Origin of the sequence: Kitasatospora sp. NPDC050463, from assembly GCF_040655255.1 — a bacterium.
Taxonomy (GTDB): domain Bacteria; phylum Actinomycetota; class Actinomycetes; order Streptomycetales; family Streptomycetaceae; genus Kitasatospora.
Genome location: NZ_JBFAJO010000025.1, coordinates 68,323 through 93,869, shown reverse-complemented (window position 1 = coordinate 93,869; position 25,547 = coordinate 68,323). Strand labels below are relative to the sequence as shown.

Annotated in this window: 14 protein-coding genes; 4 read left to right on the top strand and 10 right to left on the bottom strand. The window is 72.4% G+C overall.

Annotated elements, in window-relative coordinates; all coding sequences use genetic code 11:
* Positions 1-53 precede the first annotated feature (53 nt).
* The 3 genes from AB0J08_RS18170 to AB0J08_RS18160 form a co-directional block, all read right to left on the bottom strand.
* On the bottom strand, positions 54-725 hold the full coding sequence (locus AB0J08_RS18170) for a GAP family protein (RefSeq protein WP_360634473.1): 672 nt from the start codon (positions 723-725) through the stop codon (positions 54-56).
* Positions 726-763: 38 nt separating this feature from the next.
* Positions 764-2,098: a DUF1254 domain-containing protein gene (locus AB0J08_RS18165; RefSeq protein ID WP_360634470.1), complete on the bottom strand. Its 1,335-nt coding sequence runs from the start codon at positions 2,096-2,098 to the stop codon at positions 764-766.
* Between the two features lie 94 nt (positions 2,099-2,192).
* Positions 2,193-3,560 carry a DUF1254 domain-containing protein gene (locus AB0J08_RS18160; RefSeq protein WP_360634467.1) on the bottom strand — a complete coding sequence of 456 codons (1,368 nt, stop codon included), beginning with the start codon at positions 3,558-3,560 and terminating at the stop codon, positions 2,193-2,195.
* A gap of 159 nt (positions 3,561-3,719) precedes the next feature.
* Here AB0J08_RS18160 and AB0J08_RS18155 point away from each other — a divergent pair, with 159 nt between their 5' ends.
* A complete protein-coding gene (locus AB0J08_RS18155; protein ID WP_360634464.1) occupies positions 3,720-4,787 on the top strand; it encodes an NAD-dependent epimerase/dehydratase family protein in 1,068 nt (355 codons plus the stop codon).
* A gap of 254 nt (positions 4,788-5,041) precedes the next feature.
* Here AB0J08_RS18155 and AB0J08_RS18150 read toward each other — a convergent pair whose 3' ends face one another.
* Complete coding sequence (locus tag AB0J08_RS18150) at positions 5,042-6,091, bottom strand: family 2 encapsulin nanocompartment cargo protein polyprenyl transferase (protein ID WP_360634461.1); 1,050 nt, start codon at positions 6,089-6,091, stop codon at positions 5,042-5,044.
* A gap of 79 nt (positions 6,092-6,170) precedes the next feature.
* Positions 6,171-7,598 (bottom strand): family 2B encapsulin nanocompartment shell protein, encoded by a 1,428-nt coding sequence (locus tag AB0J08_RS18145; protein ID WP_360634458.1) that lies wholly within the window; start codon positions 7,596-7,598, stop codon positions 6,171-6,173.
* A 384-nt stretch (positions 7,599-7,982) separates the two neighbouring features.
* On the opposite strand from AB0J08_RS18145, the gene AB0J08_RS18140 reads away from it, so the two are divergent.
* On the top strand, positions 7,983-9,047 hold the full coding sequence (locus AB0J08_RS18140; RefSeq protein ID WP_360634455.1) for an ATP-grasp domain-containing protein: 1,065 nt from the start codon (positions 7,983-7,985) through the stop codon (positions 9,045-9,047).
* Positions 9,048-9,124: 77 nt separating this feature from the next.
* On the opposite strand, the gene AB0J08_RS18135 is transcribed toward AB0J08_RS18140, so the two are convergent.
* From AB0J08_RS18135 to AB0J08_RS18125, 3 genes are all read right to left on the bottom strand, one after another.
* Positions 9,125-9,652: a methylated-DNA--[protein]-cysteine S-methyltransferase gene (locus AB0J08_RS18135; RefSeq protein WP_360634452.1), complete on the bottom strand. Its 528-nt coding sequence runs from the start codon at positions 9,650-9,652 to the stop codon at positions 9,125-9,127.
* Positions 9,653-9,826: 174 nt separating this feature from the next.
* Entirely contained in the window at positions 9,827-10,060 is a 234-nt protein-coding gene (locus AB0J08_RS18130; RefSeq protein WP_360634450.1) for a hypothetical protein, read from the bottom strand.
* A gap of 196 nt (positions 10,061-10,256) precedes the next feature.
* Positions 10,257-11,447, bottom strand: a complete 1,191-nt coding sequence (locus AB0J08_RS18125; protein ID WP_360634447.1) for an MFS transporter — start codon at positions 11,445-11,447, stop codon at positions 10,257-10,259.
* Positions 11,448-11,722: 275 nt separating this feature from the next.
* On the opposite strand from AB0J08_RS18125, the gene AB0J08_RS18120 reads away from it, so the two are divergent.
* Positions 11,723-12,499 (top strand): hypothetical protein, encoded by a 777-nt coding sequence (locus AB0J08_RS18120; RefSeq protein ID WP_360634444.1) that lies wholly within the window; start codon positions 11,723-11,725, stop codon positions 12,497-12,499.
* Between the two features lie 64 nt (positions 12,500-12,563).
* Complete coding sequence (locus AB0J08_RS18115) at positions 12,564-13,952, top strand: MFS transporter (protein ID WP_360634441.1); 1,389 nt, start codon at positions 12,564-12,566, stop codon at positions 13,950-13,952.
* Positions 13,953-14,054: 102 nt separating this feature from the next.
* Here AB0J08_RS18115 and AB0J08_RS18110 read toward each other — a convergent pair whose 3' ends face one another.
* Both AB0J08_RS18110 and AB0J08_RS18105 read right to left on the bottom strand, forming a co-directional pair.
* Positions 14,055-15,134 (bottom strand): MupA/Atu3671 family FMN-dependent luciferase-like monooxygenase, encoded by a 1,080-nt coding sequence (locus AB0J08_RS18110; protein WP_360634438.1) that lies wholly within the window; start codon positions 15,132-15,134, stop codon positions 14,055-14,057.
* A gap of 22 nt (positions 15,135-15,156) precedes the next feature.
* The gene (locus tag AB0J08_RS18105; protein WP_360634435.1) at positions 15,157-25,422 is read right to left on the bottom strand and encodes an amino acid adenylation domain-containing protein; all 10,266 of its coding nucleotides are present in this window, start codon (positions 25,420-25,422) and stop codon (positions 15,157-15,159) included.
* Between the last annotated feature and the right edge of the window lie 125 nt (positions 25,423-25,547).

The following is a 25,547-nucleotide window of genomic DNA, read 5'->3' as shown; positions in this document are numbered from 1 at the left end:
GGCGGGTCGGCCGCCACCGGGGCGGCCCGCCGTCGCGCAGCGGTCGCCGGGCCTCAGCCGGTCAGACCGGCGATGGCGTCACCGACGTACTTCGCGCCGAGGACGACCAGGACGACCATCGTGATCGCCGCGTTGTGCGTGGCCAGCCACGCCTTCCACTCGCCCAGCACCCGGGCCGACCGGTCGCCGCCGAACAGGTGGACCGCCAGCGGCACCACGGTGCAGAGCGAGCCGATCAGCACCATCAGCACGGCCGCGACCGCCTTGCCGGCGCCGGAGGCCGTACTCGTCGCGATCGAGACCGCACCGCCCACCGCCAGGACCAGGTTCTTCGGGTTGGCCGCCACCAGGGCGGCCGCCAACCCGGCCGCCCTGCCCGGGGTGAAGCGGTCGACCGCCTGCATCCACTTCGGCGGCCCGTGCACATGGCCCTCGCGCGGGCGGCCCCTCCACTGTCTGAACCCCAGCAGCAGGAACAGCAGACCCAGCGCCAGCTTCAGCCACCACGCCCAGGTCGGCTCGGAGGTGTCGGCGCTCAGCCCCGAGCCGACCAGCACCACCACGGTGACCACCGCCGCCAGCGCCACCACCCAGCCGGCGGTGAACGCCAGGCCGTTGGTCCTGCCCTTCGGGGTCGCCACTATCAGGACCACCGCGACCAGCGGCATCGGGCTGATCGCGATACCCACGGCCGAGGCCAGCATCTGGCCGACGGCCTCACCCATCCCCTTCTCCTCCCTGCCACCGGCGTGCGGACGGCCGCTCAGCTCCGCCGGATCGGAGGCACCCGGTAGGTGCCGTCGAGGACGGCCGGCTTCGGCTGGTAGAGCCGGATGATCGGCCGGAACTCCCCCTCCGGGGTCGGCAGCCAGTTCGCCGCCTCCACCGGGTCGGCGGGAGGGTGGTGCTGCAGTCGGAGCGTCAGCGAACCGTCCTCGTCGTGGACCAGACCGGGCGTGCGGTCGCCGATCGAGTAGCGCGCGATCGGGTTCGCGACCAGGTAGTGGTCCGGCAGGCCGTACATGGTGACGGACCAGAAGGCCTCGACCGGCGGCGGCTGGTCCAGCCGCAGCGTGTACGCGTGGGCACCGCTGAGCGGCCGGCCGTCGGCGTCGTCGTTGGTCACCGCGTACGTCGCCTCGTACGCGTGGTTGCCCCAGAGGCCGGCCCGGGCGGCGGCCGCCCGGCTGAGGTAGGCGGCACGGCGGTCGGGGATGCGCCACTCGGGGTCGTCGACGGTGCCGGGGCCGAGGAAGTCGACGTTGTAGTCGAACAGGTGCAGTGCCGTGCGCCACTCGCCGGCCGGGTGGTCCTCCGGCGGCCGGGTGGCGGCCTCGACCCGCTCCCGGCCCGCCGCCAGACCCTTGAGCAGGGCGAGGGTCCAGTCGGGCGCGGCGGCGCGGTAGGGCGACGGCCCGGCGTCGAGCAGGCCGAGCGGGGCGAAGCGCTGCTGGTACTCGATGTCGGGCCCGGCGGGCGGGAAGGCCGCCATCCAGATCCGGAGCCGTTCGAAGAAGGCCAGCCGCTCGGGCACCTCCGGGTCCGGCGCCGGCAGTCCGGCGGCCAGGCCGCCCGGCTCCAGCGGTTCGAGCGTCAGCCCCTCCTGGAGGGCCCGGACCCGCGGCAGGTCGTCCGGGCCGGTGCAGGCGAAGCGGCCCACGACGGTGGCCACGGTGGTCGGCGAGACGATCACCCGGTCCCGGTCCGGCGGGGTCCCGTGCCAGCCGGGCGGGACGACCAGCCAGGTCTGCGCACCGGTGCCGGTGGCCCGCCGGCCGAGGTAGGCGAAGTTGTCCGTCCACGCGCCGACGAACTGGAGCACGTAGTAGGCCCCGGCGGTGTCCGGCACCCGCACCACCTGCGGGCCCTCGGAGAGGTCGAGCTGGGCGATCGAGTAGACGATGTCGTTGTTGACGGAGACGAAGGGGTCGTCCGGGCCGGCCAGCCGGGTGGCGTGGCTGAAGTCGTTGAACGGTGCCGCCGGCAGGGTCCCCATGCCGCCCTCGGTGAAACGCTCGACCATGGTGAGGTCGGAGACCAGCGGGTAGCCGTAGACGTAGGCGTCGGCGGCCAGGGCCTCCAGCTCGGGCTGGGTCATCGGCAGTCCTTCTCGGGTCCGGGTGGGCGGGGGCGGGGGCGGGTGGGGGCGGCGGTGCCGGAGCCGCGCGGCATCGGGTCGGCGCGGCATCCGGTCAGCTCGGCATCGGGTCGGCGCGCGTCAGCGGCGGGAGCGTCCAGCGGCCGTCGAGGACCTGCTCGTCGGGGCCGTAGAGCCGGATGACGACGGTGAACGGGCCGTCGGGCGCGGGCAGCCAGTTGGCCGAGTGCTGGGCGTCGGCCGGCCGCTTGTGCCGGATGTACAGGGTCAGGCCGCCGTCCGGGTCACGGACCAGCCCGGGGGTGCGGTCGCCGATCGAGTAGCGGTCCAGGGGGTTGTCGACCAGCAGGCGGTCCGGGAGCGCGTACATGGTGGCCGACCAGAAGAACCGCGCGGGCGGGAGCCGGTCCGGGCCGAAGCGCAGGACGTAGTCGTGCTCGCTGGCGTTCAGCGGGCTCTCGCCGTTGCTGTCGGCGGCCCAGCCGCCGTACCAGGCCTCCTCGGCGGGCAGCCCGTACAGGCCCTTCAGGGCGGCGACGGCCCGCGTGAGGTGGTTCGTGCCGAGTTGCTCGCGCGTGCCGAAGAGGCCGGTCGACACGACGGTCCGTTCGGCCGCCCGGGCGAGCTCGGCCCGGGCGTCGGCGATACCGCGCTCGATCTCGGCGCGGACCTCCAGCGGCAGCGCGGCGGGCTCGAACTCGCCCCGGCCGTCGATGCCCAGATCGGTGAGCCGGCCGCGCAGATCCGCCTCGGCGGGCAGCACCGGGAAGAACTCGAGCAGGAAGTCGAGGAAGCTGAAGAACTCGACGGTGCCCAGCACCTCCTCCCGCCAGACCGGCCAGACGGGGTTGGGCGCGGGCGGCGGCGGCGCGGTGCCCGCGTACTCGTGCAACGGCCGCAGCCGGTACTGCCGCTGGATGCCCTTCAGCTCCTCGATCGCCTCGGGCGACGTACCACCGAGGTAGGTGCGCCCGAGGATGCCGATCAGCTCGGTGGCGGTGCGGATCACGCCGGCCGTGCCGTCGGGCACCGTGCCCTGCCAGCCGGGGCCCGCCACCAGGTAGTCGCCGGCCTCCTGGCCGGTGGTGCGGGAACCGATGAACCCGGCGTACAGCGTGTCGAGTTCGTGCAGCGGGAGGACGTAGTAGCGGTCCTCGGCGGGTACCGAGACCACCCACGGCTCGGCCCGCAGATCGAGCCAGGCCCAGGAATGCGGGGTGTCGTTGTCGGGCGTGACGACGTCGGTGTCGGCCGGGGTGAAGGGCTGCGGATAGTGCCGGAAGACGCCGAAGCCGCCGACGTGGCGCGGGTCCGCGTCGTCGACCGCCTGCGGGTAGAGCGTCCGGTAGTTCTCCAGGAGTGGGAACCCCCAGATCCACGCCTCGGCGGCGGTCGCGCGGACGGTGGTCGGATCCACGAGTGCCGGGTTGCCCATGCTGACGATCTCCCTGGCTCGGCACATGCCTCTTTACGGACCAACAGGTACAAACGGATCCTAGGGTTCGCCCAGTCGATCAGCATGTCGACGATGGCGCACGGGTGCCGGGCGGCGTCCCGAGCGCGGCGTCCGCCCAGCGCGAACGGGTGTCTGGCGGGGGTCCGAGCAGGACAGGCTGTCGCCATGAAGATCCTTTTGCTCGGCGGTTCGTCCTTCCTGGGGCGGGCCTTCGCTTCGGAGGCCCTCGCCCGCGGCCACGAGGTGACCACCTTCAACCGCGGCCGCTCCGGCACCGACCTGCCCGGTGTCGAAGCCGTCCGGGGCGAGCGCGACTCGGCCGACGACCTGACCCGACTGGTCGAGGGGCGGCGGTGGGACGCCGTCGTCGACACCTCGGCGCAGCAGCCCGCTCAGGCCGCCCTCTCCGCCCGGCTGCTGCGCGAGCACGCCGGCCACTACACCTTCGTCTCCTCCGTGCACGCCTTCGCCGACTGGCCGGCCCGGGCGGTGGACGAGACCGCCCCCCTGCACCCCTGCCCCGCCGACACCCCGCCCGATCAACCGCCCGGCAACCCCCTCAAGGCCGGTTGCGAACGCGCGGTGCTGGAGGAGTTCGGGGCCGACCGCACCCTGATCCTCAACAGCGGTCTGCTCATCGGCCCCCACGAGAACGGGGGCCGCCTGCCGTGGTGGCTGGAGCGGATGGCTCGCGGCGGCCGGGTACTGGCGCCGGGCGACCCGGACCGGGCGATGCAGGTCATCGATGTCCGCGACTTCGCGGCGTTCGGCGTGGACGCACTGGTGGCGGGCCGCACCGGGCGCTTCATCACCACCGCCCCGACCGGGAACGTCACCTTCGGGGAGTTCCTGACGACCTGCGTGGAGGTCGTCGGCGAGGCCACCGACGAGGGCGGCGGCGCCCACTCGCCCGCCGAACTCGTCTGGGTCGAGGACGGCCCGCTGCTCGCCGAGGGCCCGGACAGCGTCCAGCCGTGGAGTGAACTCCCGCTCTGGGCACCCGACGTACCGGAGATGGCGGGCGTATGGCTCGCCGACACCACCCGGGCGCAGGCTGCCGGGCTGCGCTGCCGGCCGTTCGCCGAGACCGCGCGCGACACCTGGGCCTGGCTACGGCGACGGGGCCCGGCCGAGGACACCGACGCCGACGGCCTCAAGGGCCGCAAGGGCGCGGCCCACAAGGCCGGCATCGTCCCGGCGAAGGAGCAGCGCCTGCTCGCCGCCCTCGCGTAGCGCCGTGCCGTGCTGTGCCGTCCGCGCGGAACACGGCATCCGGCGACCCGGTACCCGTGCCAACGGCCGGCCCGGCGCTGGACTCTGCGCGGGACGGCGCGCCCAGGGGTAGGAGGCCGACCGATGTGACCTCCTACCCCCGCGCCTCGGAAAGCCGGAGGCCGCCGCCCTCCCGAGGCGGCGAACCGACAGCCGCAGCGGACTCGGTGGCCCGGCCAGATCAGTGGCCGGGCCCGGTCAGTAGGTGCGCCCGGTCAGTGGGTGCGCCGGGTGACCAGCTCGGCGAGGGCGAGCAGTTCGTCGGCCGCGGACGGCTCGGGCACCGCCGTCGCCAACTGGGCGAGCGCGGCGGCCATCCGCTCGCATGACTCCCCCTGCGCCCAGCCCCGCCCGCCCGCACCCTCCACGGCAGCCGCGCAACGGCTCAACTCCTCCGGGGTGAGCTGGCGTTCGAGCGCGTACAGCTCGGCCAGGACCCGCCCTTCCGGCGTTCCGGAGCCGAGCGCCGCCACCACCGGAAGGGACTTCTTGCGCGCCACCAGATCCGCGCCGACCGGTTTACCGGTGACGGCGGGATCGCCCCAGATCCCGATCAGGTCGTCGATGAGCTGGAACGCCAGGCCGATCTCCCGACCGAAGCCGTCCATCGCCTGCGCCGCCTCCTCCGAAGCACCGGCGTACTGCGCCCCCATCGCGCAGGCGGCGCCGAGCAGGGCGCCCGTCTTCGCCTCCGCCATCGCCAGGCACTCGGCGAGCGAAACGTCACTGCGCTGCTCGAAGGCACAGTCGATCTGCTGACCCTCACAGAGTTCGACCACGCAGTCGGTGAGCCTGCGGATCGCGCCCTGCGCGGCCGGGTGGGCGTCCTCCGCGAGGAGTCGCAGCGCCAGCGAGTGCAGGGCGTCGCCCGCCAGGATGGCCTCGGTGGTGCCGAACACCCGCCAGGCGGTGGGGCGGTGGCGCCTGGTCTCGTCGCGGTCGATGACGTCGTCGTGGAGCAGGGTGAAGTTGTGGACGAGTTCGACGGCCGCCGCCGCGGCGGTGGCCGTGGCCGTGCTGCCGCCGAGCGCCTGGGTGGCCGCCAGGACCATGGCCGGCCTGATCGCCTTACCGGAGGGCGCGGTGGCCGGTGAGCCGTCGGCCTCCCACCAGCCGAAGTGGTAGCCGGCCACCTTGCGCATCGAACCGGGCAGCGAGTCGACGGCGGCGCGCATGACCGGATCGACCAGGCTGCGGGTGCGTGCGAGCACGTCCGCCGCCTCGTGGCCCTCCCGGTGCTCCCGCTCCAACGTGAAACTTCCCATGGGTTCCTCCCCCTGATGGTGGGCGCTGCCCGGCCGGGGCGTGGGCCCGGCCGGGCGGCGCGATGACGACCGACCCCGGTCAGTCGTGGCGGTGCGCGATGTCGACGTTCTCCAGGACGCCGACCGCGTCGGGCACCAGAATGGCGGCGGAGTAGTAGGCACTGACGAGATAGGAAATGATGGCCTTCTCGTTGATCCCCATGAAGCGCACCGAGAGGCTCGGCTGGTATTCATCGGGAATTCCGGTCTGATGCAGCCCGATGACGCCCTGGTTGTCCTCCCCGGTGCGCAGCGCGAGGATCGAGCTGGTGTTCTCCCTGGTGATCGGGATCTTGTTGCACGGGAAGACCGGAACTCCGCGCCAGGCGAAGACCGACTTGCCCTGGACCTCCACGGTGTCCGGGTAGAGGCCGCGGCGGTTGCACTCCCGGCCGATGGCGGCGATCGCCCTGGGGTGGGCGAGGAACATCTTGGTGCTGCGGCGCCTGCTCAGCAGCTCGTCCATGTCGTCCGGGGTGGGCGGGCCGGAGTGGGTCTGGATCCGCTGGTCGTACGCGGCGTTCTGCAACAGCCCGAACTCCGGGTTGTTGATCAGCTCGTCCTCCTGGCGCTCGCGCAGCGCCTCGATGGTCAGCCTGAGCTGGTGCTCGGTCTGGTTCATCGGCTGGTTGTAGAGGTCGGCGACCCGGCTGTGCACCTTGAGCACCGTCTGGGTGACGCTCAGCTCGTACTCACGCGGCTTCAGCTCGTAGTCCACGAAGGCGCCGGGCAGCTCGTACTCGCCCTGGTGCCCGGCGGAGAGCCCGATCGCCGCCTCGCCGTGCTTGTTCTGCGCCTGCTGGAAACCGGCCAGGTAGTCCATGATCTGCAGTTGCAGCGCCTCGGAGCGGTCCGCGAGCTGCTGGAAGGCGGGCCAGGAGAGCGCCAGCACGGTGCCGGCGGTGGCGGCCTTCACCGCGTACGGCCAGGCGCCGTCCTCGCGCTGGAGCACTTCGTCGCCCAGGTGGTCGCCGTCGGCGAGGGAGCCGAGCACCGTCTGCTCGCCGTACTTGCCCGTTCCCAGCCGGTCGAGCTTGCCGTGCGCGATGATGAAGACCTCGTCGATCGGCGCCCCCGCCGCGACCAGGACCTCACCGGCGGAGAACTCGCGTTGGACGAAGCGATCGGCCAGTTCCTCCAGGACCGCGTCGTCCTCGAAGCCGCGCAGCACCGGCACCTCGCGCAGGCTCGGCGGGACGATCCGGACCTCGGAGCCCGTCTTGACGACGCTCACCCGGCCGCGACCCACCGAGTGGCGCAGGCGCCGGTTGACCCGGTAGGTGCCGCCGGAGACCTGGACCCACGGCAGCATCCTGAGCAGCCAGCGCGGGCTGATGCCCTGCATCTGCGGCGCGGACTTGGTGGTCGTCGCGAGGTTCCTCGCGCCGGCCGTACCGAGGCTCTGCTGCTGCCCGGACTGCGGCGGGCCGCCCGGCGCAGGAATACCGACGTTGGTTTCGGTCGACATAGGGAGCCTTTCGCATACCCGACGAGGTGTCGCCTTGCAAGAATCATGATGGGCCCATTCGGGGGGGCTCCACAATCACTCATTCGAGTGGTCGGAATAACCGAACAAATAGGACGACTAGATCACCTGATCTATTTCAGTTCGATGCTCATTCGAACGCGGGCGGACTTTCTCCCGCCGGGCGCCGCCGGCACGCCGGAGCCACCCCGGAGCCACCCCGGGGCGGCCCCGCCCCGACCCTCGGCCTCGGCGGGACCCACCCGCCGTCCGCTCCGCCACAGGGGGCCGCTAAGGTGCCACCTCAAAGGGCCCTGGGGCCAGTTGACGAGTGTGTGGCCGCCACCGGATGCCCTCCCCTCGTTCACCCTGCCCTGGGAGGCCTTCATGAGTGCCCCCGTACGTGTCTGGCTCAACCGCACCTACGCCGAGAACGTCTTCTTCATCGAACAACTGCGCGCCGCTCCGCGCCCGGTCCGGATCCACGCCACCCACGTCGACGCCGACTCCCCCGTGCTCGCCGCCGCCGACCACGCCACCCTGGAACCGGGCGACCTCGCCCCGGACGCCTACGTCGCCTACGCGCTCGACTACTGCGCCCGCCACGCGATAGACGTCTTCCTGCCCCGGCTCAACCAGCTCGCGATCTCCCTGCACCACCACGAGTTCGAGGCGATCGGCACCGCCCTCGTCTGCCCGCCCGCCACCGCGATCGCGGCCTTCGACAGCAAGGCCGACGGCTACGCGGCCATCGCCGCCGCCGGGCTGCCCACCCCGCCGTGGTGGCTGGTCCGCAACGCCGACGACCTGCTCGCCGCCGTCGACCTGATCGAGGCCGCCGGACTCACCGCCTGCCTCAAGCCCGCCTCCGGCGCGGGCGGCGAGGGCTTCCGGATGCTCACCCGCGAGCCCTTCGGCCTGCACCGGCTGGCCGGCTGGGACAGCCGGGTCCAGGTCGACCAGGTGGCCGCCGCGCTGGAGGCCGCCGACGAGCCGGCCGACCTGCTGGTGATGCCCTACCTGGAGGGCCCCGAGATCTCGGTCGACTGCCTCGGCGACCGCGACGGCACCCTGCTCGCCGCCGTCGGCCGCAGCAAGCACCGGCGACGACGCAGCTTCACCACCGCGCCGCAGTACCTGGAGCCCACCCGCCGGCTGGTCGAGTCCGTCGGGATGTCCTTCCTCTCCAACGTGCAGTTCCGCCACCTGGCCGGGGAGCCGGTGGTCATCGACGTCAACACCCGGCCCTCCGGCGGCCTGCACCAGTTGCGCCTGTGCGGCCTCAACCTGCCGTGGAACGCCGTGCAGCTGGCGCTCGGCGAGCGCCCGGACACCGCCGTCACCGGGGATCCGGCCGGGATCGACTACACCCTGGTCTCCGGGATCCAGCCGGTCCTGCCGCGCCAGACGCCGTTCGCCCGCGGCCTCGCCCCGGTGGAGCTCGTGCACTGACACCCGTGAGCGGCCGCCGGCGCCACCCCGTCGACGGCCCCGCGGGAGAACACCCCCGTCACGGAACACCCGCCCCGCTACAGCGGGCCGTCCCAGTCCAGCGTCGGCTCCAGCACCCCCTCCAGGGTGAGCAGCCAGCGCTTGACGTCGATCCCGACCCGGCCGCCGCCGAATCCGCCGAGGCCGTCCGCCGCCACCACCCGGTGGCACGGGACGAGCAGCGCGACGGGGTTGGCGGCCATCATCTGCCCGACCGTCCTGGCCGCCAGTCCCGGCTCCGAGACACCCTCGAACACCCCGCTGCGGGCGGCCAGTTCGCCGTAGGTGATGGTCCGCCCGAACGGCACCTCCTGCCAGAGCGTGCGCAGCACGGCGCGATGCGGTCCGGTGCTCAGGCTCCAGTCGATCGGGAGCCCCACGTCCCGCCGCCGGCCCGCCAGGTACTCGCCTATCCGGCCGCTGACCGCGTCGATCTTCGACCGGTCGGTGCACTGCGGCAGCTCACCCGGGCGCCCCAGGTACCCGGCGGCCGCCACACCCTGCGGCGTCACCGCGATGTGCATCGGACCGCTCGGCAGCGGCGTCTCTACCGTCAGCCAGGACATCGCGCCGGGCTGTGACACGGACTGCGGCACGTTCGGGCCCCCACCCTCCTCCGCCGGGCCGGCCGCCGGCCACGCCGGCACCCGCGGGGCGTGCGAGGACCACCCGCCCCGCGCGCCATCGTACGGCGGGCCGGGCCGCTGCGGAGCGGCCGTCACCGCCGGCTCCCGTCCGGTCTAGAGCCGCCCCTTCAGCTCCGCGGCGAGCCCGCGCGACCAGTGCGACAGCTCGGCCCGGTCGGGCGCCCGGCCCTCGCACAGGGCGTCGAGCTGCGCTTCGTTGATCCGGTTCGGCCCCGGGATCTCCAGCAGATAGGCGATCTCCTCCAGCACCGTGGCGAGCCGCTTGGCGTCCACGTGGTCCAGGGCGACCGGCGCCTCGTGGTGGCTGATGGTGAGAGAACCGGGCATGGCCAACCTCCTCCGTCCGCCCCCGCACTCCCTCCACCGTACGACCGCTCCGATCGCCGTGCCCGCCGCACGGGCGCCGGGGCCGGACCACCTCGGGCCGCCCCGTCGGCGGCGACCGAGGGCGATCGGCCGACCACGGACGGCGGACACCCGGGGCGGCGCCCCCGACCCCCGGCACGGCCGTCGGGCGCCACCGCTACCACCGGCGCCGGCGCACCGCCGGCACCGCCAGCACCACCGCCCCCGCGCCCAGTTGCCACAGCGCACCGAAGGCCAGCACCGCCCCGGCGCCGACCCGGTCCGCCAGCGGCCCGGCCGCGGCCAGCCCGGCCGGCCCGAGCACGAACGCCCCCAGACCGCCGAACGCGCTGACCCTGGCCAGGACTTCGGCCGGCACCCAGCTCTGCATGGTCGTGCTGTACAGCGCACCGCAGACCGCCGAACCGCCGCCCGCGAGCAGCGCCGCCGCCACCACCGGCACCAACGGCGCCCCCGCCGCCAGCGCCGCCGAGGGCAGCGCCCAGCCGAACGTCGCCACCGTCGCCACCGCCAGCGGCCGGCCGGGACGCCGCCCCAGCATCAGCAGCCCGCCCAGCACCGCGCCCGCCCCGTAGCCGCCCATCACCAGGCCCCAGCCGCGCGCCCCGCCGAGCGCGTGCTGCGCGGTCAGCGGGCCGAGCACCAGGAACGGCGCCCAGACCAGCAGGTTGAACAGCCCCATGTGCGCCGTGGTGATCCAGAGCCATGGCCGCGAACGGAACTCCGACCAGCCCTCGCGCAGATCGGCGAGCAGCGAGCCGCCCTCCCCCGCCGACCCCCGCGTCGACGGACGGAGCCGGGCGAGCGCCACTGCACCGATCCCGTAGGTGACGGCGTCGATCAGCAGGACCGCCGCCGGGCCGCTCCCCGCCGTCACCAGACCGGCCGTGGCCGGGCCGGCCACCGTGGCCACCGAGCGGGCCAGCCCCAGCAGGGTGTTGGCGTCCGAGAGGCGGCTCCCGTCCCGCAGCAGGCTCGGCACCAGCGCCCCGAACGCCGGCAGGAACACCCCCTCGCCCAGGCCCCAGACGGCGACCAGCGCCACCATCGCCCAGAGCGGCGCCCGGCCCGACATCAGCACCGCGGCGAACACCGCCTGCACGGCGCAGCGCAGGACGTCGGCGGCCAGCATCACCCGTCGGCTGCCCAGCTGGTCGGCGACCACCCCGCCGACCAGCATGACCAGCACGATCGGCAGGATCCGGGCCGCCATCACCCAGCCGAGGTCGCTGCCGCCGCCCCCTGCCCCGAGGACGGCGAAGGCCACCGCCACCGGCGCCATCGAGGAACCGAGGAGCGAGGTCGTGTAGCCGACGAAGAACCACCGGAAATCGCGTTCACCCAGCACGGCCAGACGGTCCGCCCACCTGCGTGGGGCCGCCGCTCCGGGCTTCGGTGCGCGGTGCGCATCCACTGCCATGGGCGGCAAGTCTGCCGTCGGCCGACTGCGGGGGACAAGACCTTCCGAGGGAAAACTTGAGCCTAATACCATCAATTCTTTCGGCACCCCCACCTGCCGCAGTAAATCTGCCCAACAATCGGGTCTGACATGCTCTTTACTGCGGATACTCGCTAGGATCGAGCCCCCGCCAACACATCATTTACTGCGGAAAGAAGCCGCCCATGCCGAGCGCCCAGCCCGTCGAGTACGCGGTCGCCGTCGAGCGCTATCTGGCCGCCGCCGAGCTCGGCAGCGCCTCCCGTCGGATCTACCGGATCGCCCTGGACACCTGGGCCTGGGCACTGGCGGACCGCCCCGCTCCCGGCGGCCCCGACCGGCGCCGCGCCCGGCCGCCCGTCCTCCCGCTCGCGCTGCTCGACCACCCGGACGCCGCCGCCCGCCTCCGGACCGCCGCCGACCACCGCGCGAGCACGACCGACCCCCGCACGTTCAACCGCGAACTCTCCACCCTGCGCGCCGCCCTCACCTGGTGGCGCGCCCAGGGCTGGATCACGGCCGACCCTGCCGCCGGCCTCCGCCCGCAGCCACTGCCGGACGCCGCCGGACGCGCCCCGCTCGACCCCGACCGGCTGCGCGACCTCTTCGCCCGCCGGGCCCCGCTGCGCGAACAGACCCTCTGGCACCTGCTCCACGAGAGCGGCGCCGCCGTCGAGACCGTCCTCGCCCTCGACGTCGACGACCTCGACCTCGTCCACCGCCGCACCCTCCCGTCCGCCCCGCCCCTGCACTGGCGGGCCGGCACCGCCCGCCTGCTCCCCCTCCTCGTCGCCGGCCGCACCGCCGGCCCGCTCTTCCTCACCGACCGCCGCGCGCCCGCCGCCACCCCCGCCGCCGACCGGTGCCCCCACACCGGCCACGCCCGCCTCTCCTACCGCCGCGCCGCCGAACTCTTCACGGCGCACCAACCGGGCCTGACACTCCGGCAACTCCGCACGTGACAGCCCCCCGGGTCATGCATTTCTTCACTCCCGTTACTCCCCCCACCACTGCTAGGTTTTTGACGTGGTAGAGACAATAGAGAAGATTGCGGATCCCGGGCTGGGATCGAGATTCGTCAAGCTCTGGACGGCGAACACGGCGTCCGCCCTCGGTACCGGGCTCGTCACGATCGCCGCGCCGCTGTTCGTGGCCTCGCAGACGAGCAACCCATTGACCGTCTCGGCGATTTCGGTCGTCATCTGGATTCCGTGGCTGCTGTTCACATTGCCCGGCGGGGTGTTCGTCGACCGCGTCGACCGCCGGCGGCTGATGATCCGGCTGGACTGGGCCCGCTTCGCGGTGATGGCGACGCTGGGCGCCGCGATGCTGTTCGGACATGCGCCGTTGTGGCTGCTGTTCGTGGCCCTGTTCCTCATCCAGACCGGCGAGGTGCTGTTCCAGTCGGCGAGCCAGTCGATGGTTCAGGCGGTGGTGGCTTCTCAGCACCTGGAGCGTGCGAACGGCTGGCTGATCGGCGGGCTGGTCACCACGCAGCAGATGATCGCCGGACCGCTCGGCGGGTTCCTGTTCGTCGTCGCGGCGAGCATTCCGTTCCTGGCCAACGCGGGGACCTACGCGGTCAGCGCCGTGCTGATCGCGCTGATCCCGGGGGCGTTCCGGGTCGAGGCGCGTCAGGGCGACGACAAGGCGGCCACGTCCGGCGCGGCCGAGACGACCAAGGGCGGCCTGAAGCAGGGCCTGGCCTCGGTCCGCTCCGACATCGGCGACAGCATCCGCTTCCTGATGGGCCAGCGGATCCTGCGCACCATGAGTGTGCTGATCGGCGTCCTGAACATCACGCTGACCGCCGCCGCCGCCGTCCTCGTCCTGCTCGCCAAGGAACGGCTCCACCTCGACTCGGTCGGCTACGGCCTGCTGTACACCAGCATGGCTCTCGGCGGCGTCCTCGGGTCGGCCTTCGGCGACCGCCTCATCAAGCGCGTGACGGCCACCTGGACGATCCGGGCCGGCCTGGTCATCGAGGCTGCGACCCACCTGGCCTGCGCATGGTCCCGCAGCCCCTACCTGGTCGGCCTCGTGCTGTTCTTCTTCGGTATCCACAACTCGCTGTGGTCGATGGTCGGCAGCACGCTGCGCCAGCGCCTGACCCCGCCGGAGATGATGGGCCGTGGCGCCAGCCTGAACCTGTTCATCGTCTTCGGCGGCAACGCGATCGGCGCGCTGCTCGGTGGCCTCATCGCCCACCAGTTCGGGCTGACGGCGCCGTACTGGGTCGGGTTCGTGGTCGCCGTCATCGTCGCGGTGGCCACGTGGCGGGTGTTCAACCGCGCGGCGGTGGCCCAGGCCTACGAGACGCCGGCGCACCCCAAGGAGCCGGAGAGCACGGAGAGCGCGGAGAGCACCGACGGCGCTGAGAGCGTCACGACCGCCGACTCGGGTTCCGGGCGCTGACGCGGCCGCGCCGTACGACGGACAGGAAGCGGCCGTTCCCCCCGCCTCGCCACGCGAGGCTGGAGGAACGGCCGCGTCATGTGGGTCCCCGGTCCCAGGGCCTCAGCCGGTCTGCCGGCCGGTGTCCCCCGCCTCGCCGGTGCCGCACGCGTCGTTCAGCCGCTTGAGGTGCGTCAGGCCCGAGAGGACCTCGTCCGCCGGCAGCCCGAAGTCGATGAGGCAGGCGACCTCGTCCACACCGAGCTCCTCGAGCCGCGCGACGACCTCCTTGGCCTTGTCGACCGACCCGAGCAGGCCGATGTTGTCGTAGTAGTGCTCGAACGCCCGCTCCACCAGGAAGTCGACCTCGTCGGGGTCGAGGCTCTCGGGGCCCTCCGCACCGGAGCCGGCGTCCGAGCTCAGGATGAGTCGCAGGGAGCTGCGCATGTAGGCCGACAGCGACGGCCTGACGAGCTCCCGGACGACCTCGTTGTCCTCGCCGAGGAACGTGTGCACCATCACCACGACGTGGCCCGACCATTCGCCCTGGCTCGCCTCGGCCGCGGCCTTCCGGTACTCGGCGATGTTCTCGGCCATCTGCTCGGGGCTCTGCCCGAGCAGATGGGTCAGCAGCCCGGCGCGGATGCGGCCCGCGCTCCGGAAGGTCTCGACGTCGCCGACGCTGGTGATCCACACCGGCAGCTCGTCCTGCACCGGCGGCGGGAAGGAGCGCACCTTCGCCGGATTCCCCAACCCGTCGACGACGTCGACGGACTCTCCGCGCCACAGCGCCCGCACCTGCTCGACCCGCTGGTACATCTCGGTCCGGCGGTCCGCGTACGCCGACGGGTTCAGCGCGAAGTCGGTGGCGTGCCATCCGGAGGCGAAGGACACCCCGACGCGGCCGCGCGAGATGTTGTCCACCACCGACCATTCCTCGGCTATCCGCAGCGGGTGGTGCAGCGGTGCCACGACGCTCCCGGCCCGGATCCTGACGCGACTGGTGGCCGCGGCGATCGCCGCGCTGGTCACCGACGGGTTCGGATAGGTCCCTCCGAACTGGTGGAAGTGGCGCTCCGGGGTCCACACGGCGTGGAAGCCGTGCTCGTCCGCGAAGCGGGCGCCGTCCAGCAGCAGCCGGTACCGGTCGCCCTCGGCGGTTCCGCTGTCGTTGGCGAAATAGAAGAGGCTGAAATCCATCATGCTTCCCTTTGCTTGCCCGATGTCATGAACGAGGAGCGGTCTCTCGTGATCGCGTGAGGAGGTCGAGGATTACCGGTCCGAACTGCTTCACCGGCAGCGGATCCATCATTTCCTCGTGCACGCAGTCGACCGGGTGGACTTCGACACCGCCCTCGGCGAAGCCGGTCCAGTCGATTCCGGCGTCCTCGCGGAACTCCCGCGAACCGGCCGCCTCGATGCTGATGATCCGGCCGCCGAACGTCCGGGTCCGATGGGCTCGGTGGAGCCGCAGACTGTGGCGGGTGATCTCCGACAGCTCGCCGATCCGGGCGGCCGAGAGCTCGTCCAGGCCACGCCCGCCGACCCCTCGGATCGACTGCTCGACGAGATCGAGGAGATCCCCCGGCACCTCGTCCGCGGCCTCCCGCCCGTCACCCGTCGAGGTGACGGCGTCGAACAGCACCAGGAGCGGCACGCTCTCCCCGAGCTCCTCCAGGGCCACCGCCATGTCCTGCGCGATCATGCCGCCGAACGACCACCCCATCAGGGTGTACGGGCCCTCGGCCTGCACCTGCCGGATCACCGAGAGGTACTCACCTGCCAACGCCTGCACCGAGTCCGGCCGCTGGTCCGCGCCGGCGAATCCGCTCGACTGGAGACCGTAGACCGGACGGCCCTTGGGGATGTACGGCAGGAGCCGCGAGTAGCACCAGCTCAGCCCGCCGATCGGGTGGACCAGGAACACCGGGGGCAGGCTCCCCTCGGTCCGCAGCGGGAGCAGTGTCGCGAAGGAGTCGCTCTGGGCGCGGTCCAGCCGGACGGCCAGGCCCGCGACGGTCGGCGCCTCGAACAGTGTCCGGATCCCCAACTCCACACCCAGCACCGATCGCACGTGCGAAACCAGCCGGCTCACGAGGAGGGAGTGCCCGCCCAGGTCGAAGAAGTCGTCGTGGATCCCGACCCGGTCCACCCCCAGCACCTCGGCGAACAGAGCGCACAGGGCCTCCTCCCGCGGCGTGCGCGGCTCGTCGACGGACGCGGACCTCTCGGAGAGCGGGGCGGGCAGGGCCCGGCGGTCCAGCTTCCCGTTCGGGGACAGCGGCAGGGCGTCGATCTCGACGACCGTCGGGACCATGTACTCCGGCAGCGACTCGCCCGCGAAGGCGCGCACCTGCGCGGGGACCAGCGCCCCTGCGGCAGCCGGCACCACGTACGCGACCAGACGCTTGTCGCCCGGTCGGTCCTCGCGCACGATCACCGCGGCCCGGGCGACGTCGGCATGCCGGAGCAGCACCGCCTCGATCTCGCCCGGCTCGATCCGGAACCCCCGGACCTTCACCTGCGCATCGGCCCGGCCCAGGTACTCCAGCTCGCCGGACGAGGTCCAGCGCGCCAGGTCGCCGGTCAGGTACATCCGCGAACCGGCAGGGCCGAACGGGTTGGGCACGAATCGCTGTGCGGTCAGTCCGGGCTGGTTCAGGTACCCGCGGGCGAGACCGTGCCCGGCGAGGTAGAGCTGCCCGACGACGCCGACCGGCACCGGCTGCAGGAAGTCGTCCAGGACGTAGGCCTGGGTGTTGCGGACCGGGGTTCCGATCGACGGGCTGTGCGGACCGCCCTCGACCAGCGTGGTGGCCGTCGAGTAGATCGTCGTCTCGGTCGGCCCGTACGCGTTGATCACCCGCCCCGGACCGGCCAGCGCCACCAGCGACCGGGCCAGCTCGGCCGACATCGCCTCACCGGCCGAGAGCACCTTCGGCCACGCCACGCCCGAGCCGGTGGCCCCCTCGGCCACCAGCCCCTGCCACAGGGTCGGCGTGCCCTGCATCACCGTGACCCCGGACGAGACCCACAGCTCCCGCATGGCCGCCGGATCCAGGACCTGCTCCCGCGTCGCCAGCACCACGGTCGCCCCCGACACCAGCGGCAGGTACACCTCCACCGCCGCGATGTCGAAGCTCATCGTCGTCACCGCCGCCATCCGGTCGCCGGGCCCCAGGCCGAACAGACCCGCCATCCCCGCCAGGAGGTTCGCCAGCGCCTCGTGACCGACCAGCACGCCCTTGGGCCGACCCGTCGACCCCGAGGTGTAGATCACGTACGCCGGGTGGTCCGGCCGCAGCGGCGCGCCGCGGTCCAGGTCGGTCGGGTCCGTGGTCGGCCAGGTCCCGGCCCGCTCCTCCAGCAGGACGCGCGGACACGTCGTTTCGGGCAGTGCTCCGGCCGCCTCGGCGGTGGTCAGCACCAGCGCCGGCGACGCGTCGGCGAGCACGTACGAGATCCGGTCGGCGGGGTGGGCCACGTCGACCGGCAGGTAGGCCGCACCCGTCTTGAGGACCGCCAGCAGGGCGACGACCAGCCCGGCCGATCGGCCCACCGCCAGGGCGACGATCTGCTCCGGTCCCACCCCCAGATCGATCAACCGGTGTGCCAGCGCGTTGGCCCGCGCGTTCAGTTCCCGGTACGTCAGCGACTCGCCCTCGCAGACCACCGCCGTGGCCTCCGGGGTCCGAGCGGCCTGCGCCTGGAACAGGAAGGGCAGCAGCCCGTCGTCGAGCGGCTGCTCGGTGCTGTTCCACTCCACCAGCATCCGGTGACGTTCCGGGGCGGTGAGGACGTCGATCCGTCCGACCCGGACGCCCGGGTCCCGGGACACCGCGTCCAGCACCGTCACCAGACGCGTGACGAATCCTTCGACCGTCGACCGGTCGAACAGATCGGAGCGGTACTCCACCGCACCGGTCAGGGGGGCCGCGGCTTCGCCGGCGTTCCCGCGCTCCTCGAAGTGGAACGACAGGTCGAACTTCGCCGTGTCGCTCGGCGCTTCCAGCGGGGCGGCGTCGACTCCGGACAGCTCCCACGTCGCCGCAGCGTTGTTCTGCAGGGTGACCATCACCTGGAACAGCGGGTGCCTGGTCATCGAACGCTCGGGATTGAGCGCTTCGACCAGCGCCTCGAAGGGGATGTCCTGGTGGTGATAGGCGGCGAGGTCCGTCTCCCGGACCCGGTCCAGCACCTCCGCGAACGTGGGATCCCCCGACACATCGGTGCGCAGGACCAGGGTGTTCATGAAGAAGCCGACCAGATCGTCCAGGGAGTCGTCGGTACGGCCGGCTATCGGGCTGCCCAGCGGAATGTCCGTCCCGGCCCCCAGGCGCGACAGCAGCACCGCCACGGCGGCCTGCAGCACCATGAAGAGCGTGGCCTCGCCCGACCGGGCCAGCTCCGCCAGTCGGGCGTGCGTGGCCGCCGGCAGCTCGATCGGCACACTGGCTCCCGGCGTACCTCCCGACGCCGGACGCGGGCGGTCGAACGGGAGGTCCAGCTGCGCGGGCAGACCCGACAGGCTCGCCTTCCAGAACGCGAGCTGCCGGCCCGCCAGGCTGTCCGGATCCTCCTGGTCCCCCAGGAGCTGCCGCTGCCACAGGGTGTAGTCGGCGTACTGCACCGGCAGGGGCGGCCGGTCGCTCCGCGAACCGTCGAGCCGCGCCCGGTAGGCGTCGGCGAGGTCCCGCCAGAACGGCACCGCGGACCAGCCGTCGCCTGCCACGTGGTGCATCACCACCAGCAGGAGGTTGTCCTTCGGCGCCACCTCGAAGAGCCACGCCCGCAGCGGAGGATCGACGGTCAGGTCGAAACCCTGTGCGGCGGCGGCCGCCAGCCTCGGCTCCAGATCGTCCTCACCGGTCGGCACGACCCGCAGCACCGGACGCGCGGCCGACGTGGGCAGCACCTGCTGCCACGGCCGGCCGTCGGCCTCGGGGAACACCGTCCGCAGACTCTCGTGGCGCTCCATCACATCGGCCAGCGCCGCCTCCAGCGCCTCGGCGTCCAACGCTCCGGACAGCCGCGACGCGAACGTCATGTTGTACGCCGAGTCGTCGTCCATCCGGTTCAGGAACCACAACCGGGCCTGTGCGGACGACAACGGGACCCGCTCCGGACGCTCCGCCACCGCCCGCAGCGGAATCCGCATGGCCGGCGCGGAATCCACTCGCCGGGCCAGGTCGGCCACGGTCGGGGCCTCGAACAGCGCCCGGATCCCCAGCTCCACCCGCAGCGTCGAGCGGATCCGGCTGATCAGACGGGTGCCGAGCAGCGAGTGGCCGCCGATCTCGAAGAAGTTGTCGTCGATCGTGACGTCGTCGAGGCCGAGGACCTCGCCGACCAGTCCGCAGAGGATCTCCTCCTGACGGGTGCGGGGCGGCCGTCCGTTCCGACCCCCGGGAAGCTCGGGCGCCGGCAGTGCGGCGCGGTCGAGCTTGCGGTTGGGGGTGAGCGGGAGGGCGGGCAGGACGACGATGGCGCCGGGGACCATGTAGTCGGGCAGCACGGCACCGAGGTGGGCGCGGAGCAGGGCCGGGGTGACGTCGGCGGACGCCGCGACGTAGCCCACCAGGTGCTTGCCGGTGTGCGGATCCTCACGGAGCACCACCGCGGCGTGGGTGACACCGGGGTACTGGTCGAGGACGGTCTCGATCTCACCGAGTTCGATGCGGAAGCCGCGCAGCTTGATCTGGTTGTCGGTCCGGCCGATGATCTGCAGTTCGCCGTCCGGGTTCCAGCGCGCCAGGTCCCCGGTCAGGTACATCCGCGAACCGGCAGGGCCGAACGGGTCCGCCACGAACCGCTGTGCGGTCAGCGCGGGCTGGTTCAGGTACCCGCGGGCCAGGCAGTAGCCGCCGTGGTAGAGGTGCCCGACGACGCCGACCGGCACCGGCTGCAGGTAGTCGTCCAGGATGTAGGACTGGACGTTGCGGATCGACGTGCCGACCGACGGGTTGTGCGGACCGCCGTCGACCAGCGTGGTGGCCGTCGAGTAGATCGTCGTCTCGGTCGGCCCGTAGGCGTTGACCACCCGCCCCGGACCGGCCAGCGCCACCAGCGACCGGGCCAGGTCGGCCGACATCGGCTCACCGCCCGAGAGCACCTTCGGCCACACCACCGCCGGGTCGTCGGCGCCCTCGCCCACCAGGCTGTGCCACAGGGTCGGCGTGCCCTGCGCCACCGTCACCCCCCAGGAGGCCCACAGCCCGCGCATGGCCACCGGGTCCAGGATCTGCTCCCGCGTCGCCAGCACCACGGTCGCCCCCGACACCAGCGGCAGGTAGACCTCCAGCGCCGCGATGTCGAAGCTCATGGTGGTCACCGCCGCCATCCGGTCGCCGGGCCCCAGGCCGAGCACGTCCCCCATCCCCGCCAGGTGGTTCGCCAGTGCCTGGTGACCGATCACCACGCCCTTGGGCCGCCCCGTCGATCCCGAGGTGTAGATCACGAACGCCCGATGGCCGGCCCGCAGGCCCGCGCACACCCCCGCCGGGACCGTCGCATCGACCGCGGCCACGACGGACGGATCGTCCAGCACCACCGCCGGCACGCCGGCGGGCACCAGGGAGGCGGTCCGGGCCTCGACCACGGCGAGGACCGGCGCCGCGTCCGACAGGACGTACCCGATCCGGTCGGCCGGGTAGTCCGGGTCCACCGGCGTGTACGCCGCCCCCGTCTTGAGGACGGCCAGCAGCGTGATCACCAGCTCGACCGACCGGTCCAGCACCACGGCCACCAGCCGCTCCGGACCCGCGCCCAGCCCCGCCAGGTGGCCCGCCAGCCGCCCCGAGGCCTCGTCCAGCTCCCGGTAGGACCAGGTACGTCCGTCGAACACCACGGCCGGGGCATCCGGCGTCGCCGCCGCCTGCGCCGCGAACATCTCCGGGACCGTCCCCTGTGCCAACGGGAGGTCCGCGCCGTTCCACCCGCCGACGAGCTGCTTCCGCTCCGCCCCGGTGAGGATCTCGATCTGTGAGAGCCGCACCCCGGGATCGGCCGCCACCAGGTCGAGCACCCGCACCAGTCGTGCGGCGAGGGTCTGGACGGTGTGGTGGTCGAAGAGGTCGGTGGCGTACTCGATCACACCCGTGATCCCCGCCTGTCCGGGCAGCTCACGGAACTCGAAGTTCAGGTCGAACTTCGCCGAGTCCCGCCCACGGATCTCCAGCTCGCCGGCCCGCAGGCCCGGCATGTCGAAGGACGCCTCCGTCTCGGCCTCGGCCTCGAAGGCCAGCATCACCTGGAACAGCGGGTGACGGGCCAGCGAGCGGACCGGGTCCAGGACCTCCACCAACTGCTCGAAGGGCAGGTCCTGGTTCTCGAACGCCGCCAGATCCGACTCCCGGACCCGCGCCAGCAGCTCACCGAACGTCGGATCCCCCGACGTGTCCGTCCGCAGCACCAGCGTGTTGACGAAGAACCCCACCAGATCGTTCAGCGCCTCGTCACCGCGCCCCGCCACCGGCGTCCCCAGCGGAATATCCCGCCCCGCACCCAGCCGCGACAACAGCACCGCGAGCGCCGCCTGCACCACCATGAACGGCGTCGCACCCGACAGACGCGCCAACTCCTCCATCCGCGCGTGCACCGACGCACCGATCACCACCGGCACCTCCGCACCACGATGACTCGCCACCGCGGGACGCGGCCGGTCGAACGGCAACGCCAACTCCTCCGGCAACCCCGCCAGCGCCTCACCCCAGAACGCCGACTGGCGGGCCACCACACTGCCGGGATCGTCCTCCGAACCCAACAACTCCCGCTGCCACAACGTGTAATCGGCGTACTGGACCGGCAGCTCCTCCCACGCCGGCGCCGCCCCCTCCAGACGCGCCCCGTAAGCGGCCGCGAGATCCCGCGCCAACACCCCCACCGACCAGCCGTCACAAGCGATGTGGTGCACCAGCAACACCAGAACGTGCTCATCCGGCCCCACCGAGAACACCCGCGCACGCACCGGGATCTCGGCCGCCAGATCGAACACGTACCCGGCGGCCTCCGCCGCCAGCCCCGCCACCTCATCCACACCGGCATCGGCCCACACCAGCGGCAGCACCACCTCACCCACCGGCACCACCCGCTGAACCGGCTCACCGTCCACCACCGGGAAAACCGTCCGCAGACTCTCGTGCCGACCCACCACATCGACCAGCGCCCGCTCCAGCGCCCCCCGGTCCAGCACCCCCGCCAACCGCAACGCCAACGGCACGTTGTACACCGCACTCGGCCCCTCCAACTGACCGATGAACCACAACCGCCGCTGCGCGTACGACAACGGGACACGCTCCGGGCGCTCCGCCGGCGCCAGGGCGCGCCGGACCTGACCGCCGGGACGGTCGAGGCACCGCACGAGGCCCGCGACCGTCGGGAACCGGAACACCTCGCTGACACCCAGCTCCAGGCCCAGCTCCGAGCGCACCCGGCTGGTCAGCCGGGTGGCCAGCAAGGAGTGGCCGCCGAGGTCGAAGAAGCTGTCGTCGATCCCCACCTGTTCGACACCCACGACCTCTGCGAGCAGGCCGCACAGCGCCACCTCCAGGGGCGACCGCGGCGCCCGGCCGGTCGCCGCCCCCGCGTAGTCCGGTGCGGGCAGCGCACGCCGGTCCAGCTTCCCGTTGGCCGTCAGCGGGACGGCGTCCAGCACCACCACCGCGGACGGGACCATGTAGTCCGGCAGCGCGGCCGCCACACCCGCGCGCAGCTCGGCGGGCTGCAGCTCGGCACCGTCGGCCGGGACGACGTAACCCACGATCCGCTGGTCCCCGGGCCGGTCCTCACGCACGACCACCATGGCCTGCGCCACGCCGGCCGGGGCGCCCAGGACCGCCTCCACCTCGCCGAGCTCGATCCGGAACCCGCGGATCTTCACCTGGTCGTCCGCGCGGCCCAGGATCTCCAGGGTGCCGTCCGCCCGCCACCGGGCGAGGTCACCCGAGCGGTACATCCGCTCGCCGGGCGCACCGAACGGGCAGGCCACGAAGCGCGACGCGGTCAGCCCCGGCCGGTTCAGGTAGCCGCGCGCCACCTGCGGCCCGGCCACGTACAGCTCGCCGGCGACGCCCGGCGGCACCAGCCGCAGGTCCGAATCCAGCACGAAGGCGTTCAGCCCCGGGATCGCCCCGCCGATGAGGCTGCGGGCGGGGGAATTACCCACCAGGTCGGAATCCAGCGCCAGGCTGGTGACATGCACGGTGGTCTCCGTGATGCCGTACATGTTCACCAGCCGCGCAGGGCTTTCCGGATGGCGGGCATACCAATCCTGGAGACGCTCGAACGAAAGCGCCTCACCGCCGAAAACAATCGTGCGCAGGGACAGGTGCCGGGGATCGGCGCGGATGAGCTCGTAGAACGCGGACGGCGTCTGGTTGAGAACCGTCACCTTCTCCGCGGCCAGCAGATCAAGGAGTTCCGCCGGAGAGCGCGTAACCTCCTGCCGGACGACGACGAGACGGCCCCCGTAGAACAGCGCCCCCCAGATCTCCCACACCGAGAAGTCGAAGGCGAGGGAGTGGGTCATCGCCCATACGTCGTCGGGGCCGAAGCGGAACGAATCCTCCGTCCCGCTCATCAGGCTCACGACGTTGCGATGCGGGATCATCACTCCCTTCGGGTTGCCCGTCGTGCCGGAGGTGTAGATGACATAGGCCGGATGCCAGGGCAGCAGCGGCGAGATCCGCTCGCCGTCGGCGAGGTCCTCCGCCGACTTCGCTGCGGCGGCCGCCAGGGCGTCCTCGTCGTCGAGCACGATGCGGGGCCGGCCCGGAACGGGGACGTCCACACCGGCCGCGGTGACCACCGCCACCGGAGCGACGTCGTCCAGCATCAGCTCGATCCGGTGCGGCGGCAGCGCGGGATCGACCGGGAGATAGGCGGCTCCCGCCTTCAGGACCGCGAGCACCGCGACGATCATGTCGACCGAGCGGGGCAGCATCACCGCGACGTACCGCTCGGGCCCGGCCCCGTGATCGACGAGCAGCCGGGCGAGCCGGTTGGCCCGCGCGTTCAACTCCGCGTACGTCAGCGAGACATCGCCGCACACCACGGCCACCGCAGCCGGGTTCTGCCGGACCTGGGCCTCGACCAGGGCGGGCATGGTGACGTCCGGCACCTCCCGGGCGCCGCCGTTCCAGTCGTTGAGCAGCAGCTCCTGTTCCCGGTCGGTCAGGATGTCCACCAGGCCGACGGGCCGGTCGGGGTGGGAGACCAGTTGATCGAGCACCCGCACCAGTCGAGCGGCGAGGGTCTGGACGGTGTCGTGGTCGAAGAGGTCGGTGGCGTACTCGATCACACCCGTGATCCCCGCCTGTCCGGGCAGCTCGCGGAACTCGAAGTTCAGGTCGAACTTCGCCGAGTCCCGCCCACGGATCTCCAGCTCGCCGGCCCGCAGGCCCGGCAGATCGAAGGACACCTCGGCGGTGGCGTCGAAGGCCAGCATCACCTGGAACAGCGGGTGACGGGCCAGCGAGCGGACCGGGTCCAGGACCTCCACCAACTGCTCGAAGGGCAGGTCCTGGTTCTCGAACGCCGCCAGATCCGACTCCCGGACCCGCGCCAGCAGCTCACCGAACGTCGGATCCCCCGACGTGTCCGTCCGCAGCACCAGCGTGTTGACGAAGAACCCCACCAGATCGTTCAGCGCCTCGTCACCGCGCCCCGCCACCGGCGTCCCCAGCGGAATATCCCGCCCCGCACCCAGCCGCGACAACAGCACCGCGAGCGCCGCCTGCACCACCATGAACGGCGTCGCACCCGACAGACGCGCCATCTCCTCGATCCGCGCGTGCACCGACGCACCGATCACCACCGGCACCTCCGCACCACGATGACTCGCCACCGCGGGACGCGGCCGGTCGAACGGCAACGCCAACTCCTCCGGCAACCCCGCCAGCGCCTCACCCCAGAACGCCGACTGGCGGGCCACCACACTGCCGGGATCGTCCTCCGAACCCAACAACTCCCGCTGCCACAACGTGTAATCGGCGTACTGGACCGGCAGCTCCTCCCACGCCGGCGCCGCCCCCTCCAGACGCGCCCCGTAAGCGGCCGCGAGATCCCGCGCCAACACCCCCACCGACCAGCCGTCACAAGCGATGTGGTGCACCAGCAACACCAGAACGTGCTCATCCGGCCCCACCGAGAACACCCGCGCACGCACCGGGATCTCGGCCGCCAGATCGAACACGTACCCGGCGGCCTCCGCCGCCAGCCCCGCCACCTCATCCACACCGGCATCGGCCCACACCAGCGGCAGCACCACCTCACCCACCGGCACCACCCGCTGAACCGGCTCACCGTCCACCACCGGGAAAACCGTCCGCAGACTCTCGTGCCGACCCACCACATCGACCAGCGCCCGCTCCAGCGCCCCCCGGTCCAGCACCCCCGCCAACCGCAACGCCAACGGCACGTTGTACACCGCACTCGGCCCCTCCAACTGACCGATGAACCACAACCGCCGCTGCGCGTACGACAACGGAAACATGCCGGCTCCTTCGCTGTTCCCGACCGCTACCGGTCTCGATCCACGGCCGAAAAGTCAAGGCGCCGAAATCATGGGAAGCGCCGGGCCGCAGTGGAATTATTGACCGTCATTCTTGACAGAATTGA

Excerpts from the sequence above, each read along its gene's own strand:
- AB0J08_RS18170 (WP_360634473.1), bottom strand. The coding sequence starts at position 725 with ATGGGTGAGGCCGTCGGCCAGATGCTGGCCTCGGCCGTGGGTATCGCG.
- AB0J08_RS18165 (WP_360634470.1), bottom strand. The coding sequence starts at position 2,098 with ATGACCCAGCCCGAGCTGGAGGCCCTGGCCGCCGACGCCTACGTCTAC.
- AB0J08_RS18160 (WP_360634467.1), bottom strand. The coding sequence starts at position 3,560 with ATGTGCCGAGCCAGGGAGATCGTCAGCATGGGCAACCCGGCACTCGTG.
- AB0J08_RS18155 (WP_360634464.1), top strand. The coding sequence starts at position 3,720 with ATGAAGATCCTTTTGCTCGGCGGTTCGTCCTTCCTGGGGCGGGCCTTC.
- AB0J08_RS18150 (WP_360634461.1), bottom strand. The coding sequence starts at position 6,091 with ATGGGAAGTTTCACGTTGGAGCGGGAGCACCGGGAGGGCCACGAGGCG.
- AB0J08_RS18145 (WP_360634458.1), bottom strand. The coding sequence starts at position 7,598 with ATGTCGACCGAAACCAACGTCGGTATTCCTGCGCCGGGCGGCCCGCCG.
- AB0J08_RS18140 (WP_360634455.1), top strand. The coding sequence starts at position 7,983 with ATGAGTGCCCCCGTACGTGTCTGGCTCAACCGCACCTACGCCGAGAAC.
- AB0J08_RS18135 (WP_360634452.1), bottom strand. The coding sequence starts at position 9,652 with ATGTCCTGGCTGACGGTAGAGACGCCGCTGCCGAGCGGTCCGATGCAC.
- AB0J08_RS18130 (WP_360634450.1), bottom strand. The coding sequence starts at position 10,060 with ATGCCCGGTTCTCTCACCATCAGCCACCACGAGGCGCCGGTCGCCCTG.
- AB0J08_RS18120 (WP_360634444.1), top strand. The coding sequence starts at position 11,723 with ATGCCGAGCGCCCAGCCCGTCGAGTACGCGGTCGCCGTCGAGCGCTAT.
- AB0J08_RS18110 (WP_360634438.1), bottom strand. The coding sequence starts at position 15,134 with ATGATGGATTTCAGCCTCTTCTATTTCGCCAACGACAGCGGAACCGCC.
- AB0J08_RS18105 (WP_360634435.1), bottom strand. The coding sequence starts at position 25,422 with ATGTTTCCGTTGTCGTACGCGCAGCGGCGGTTGTGGTTCATCGGTCAG.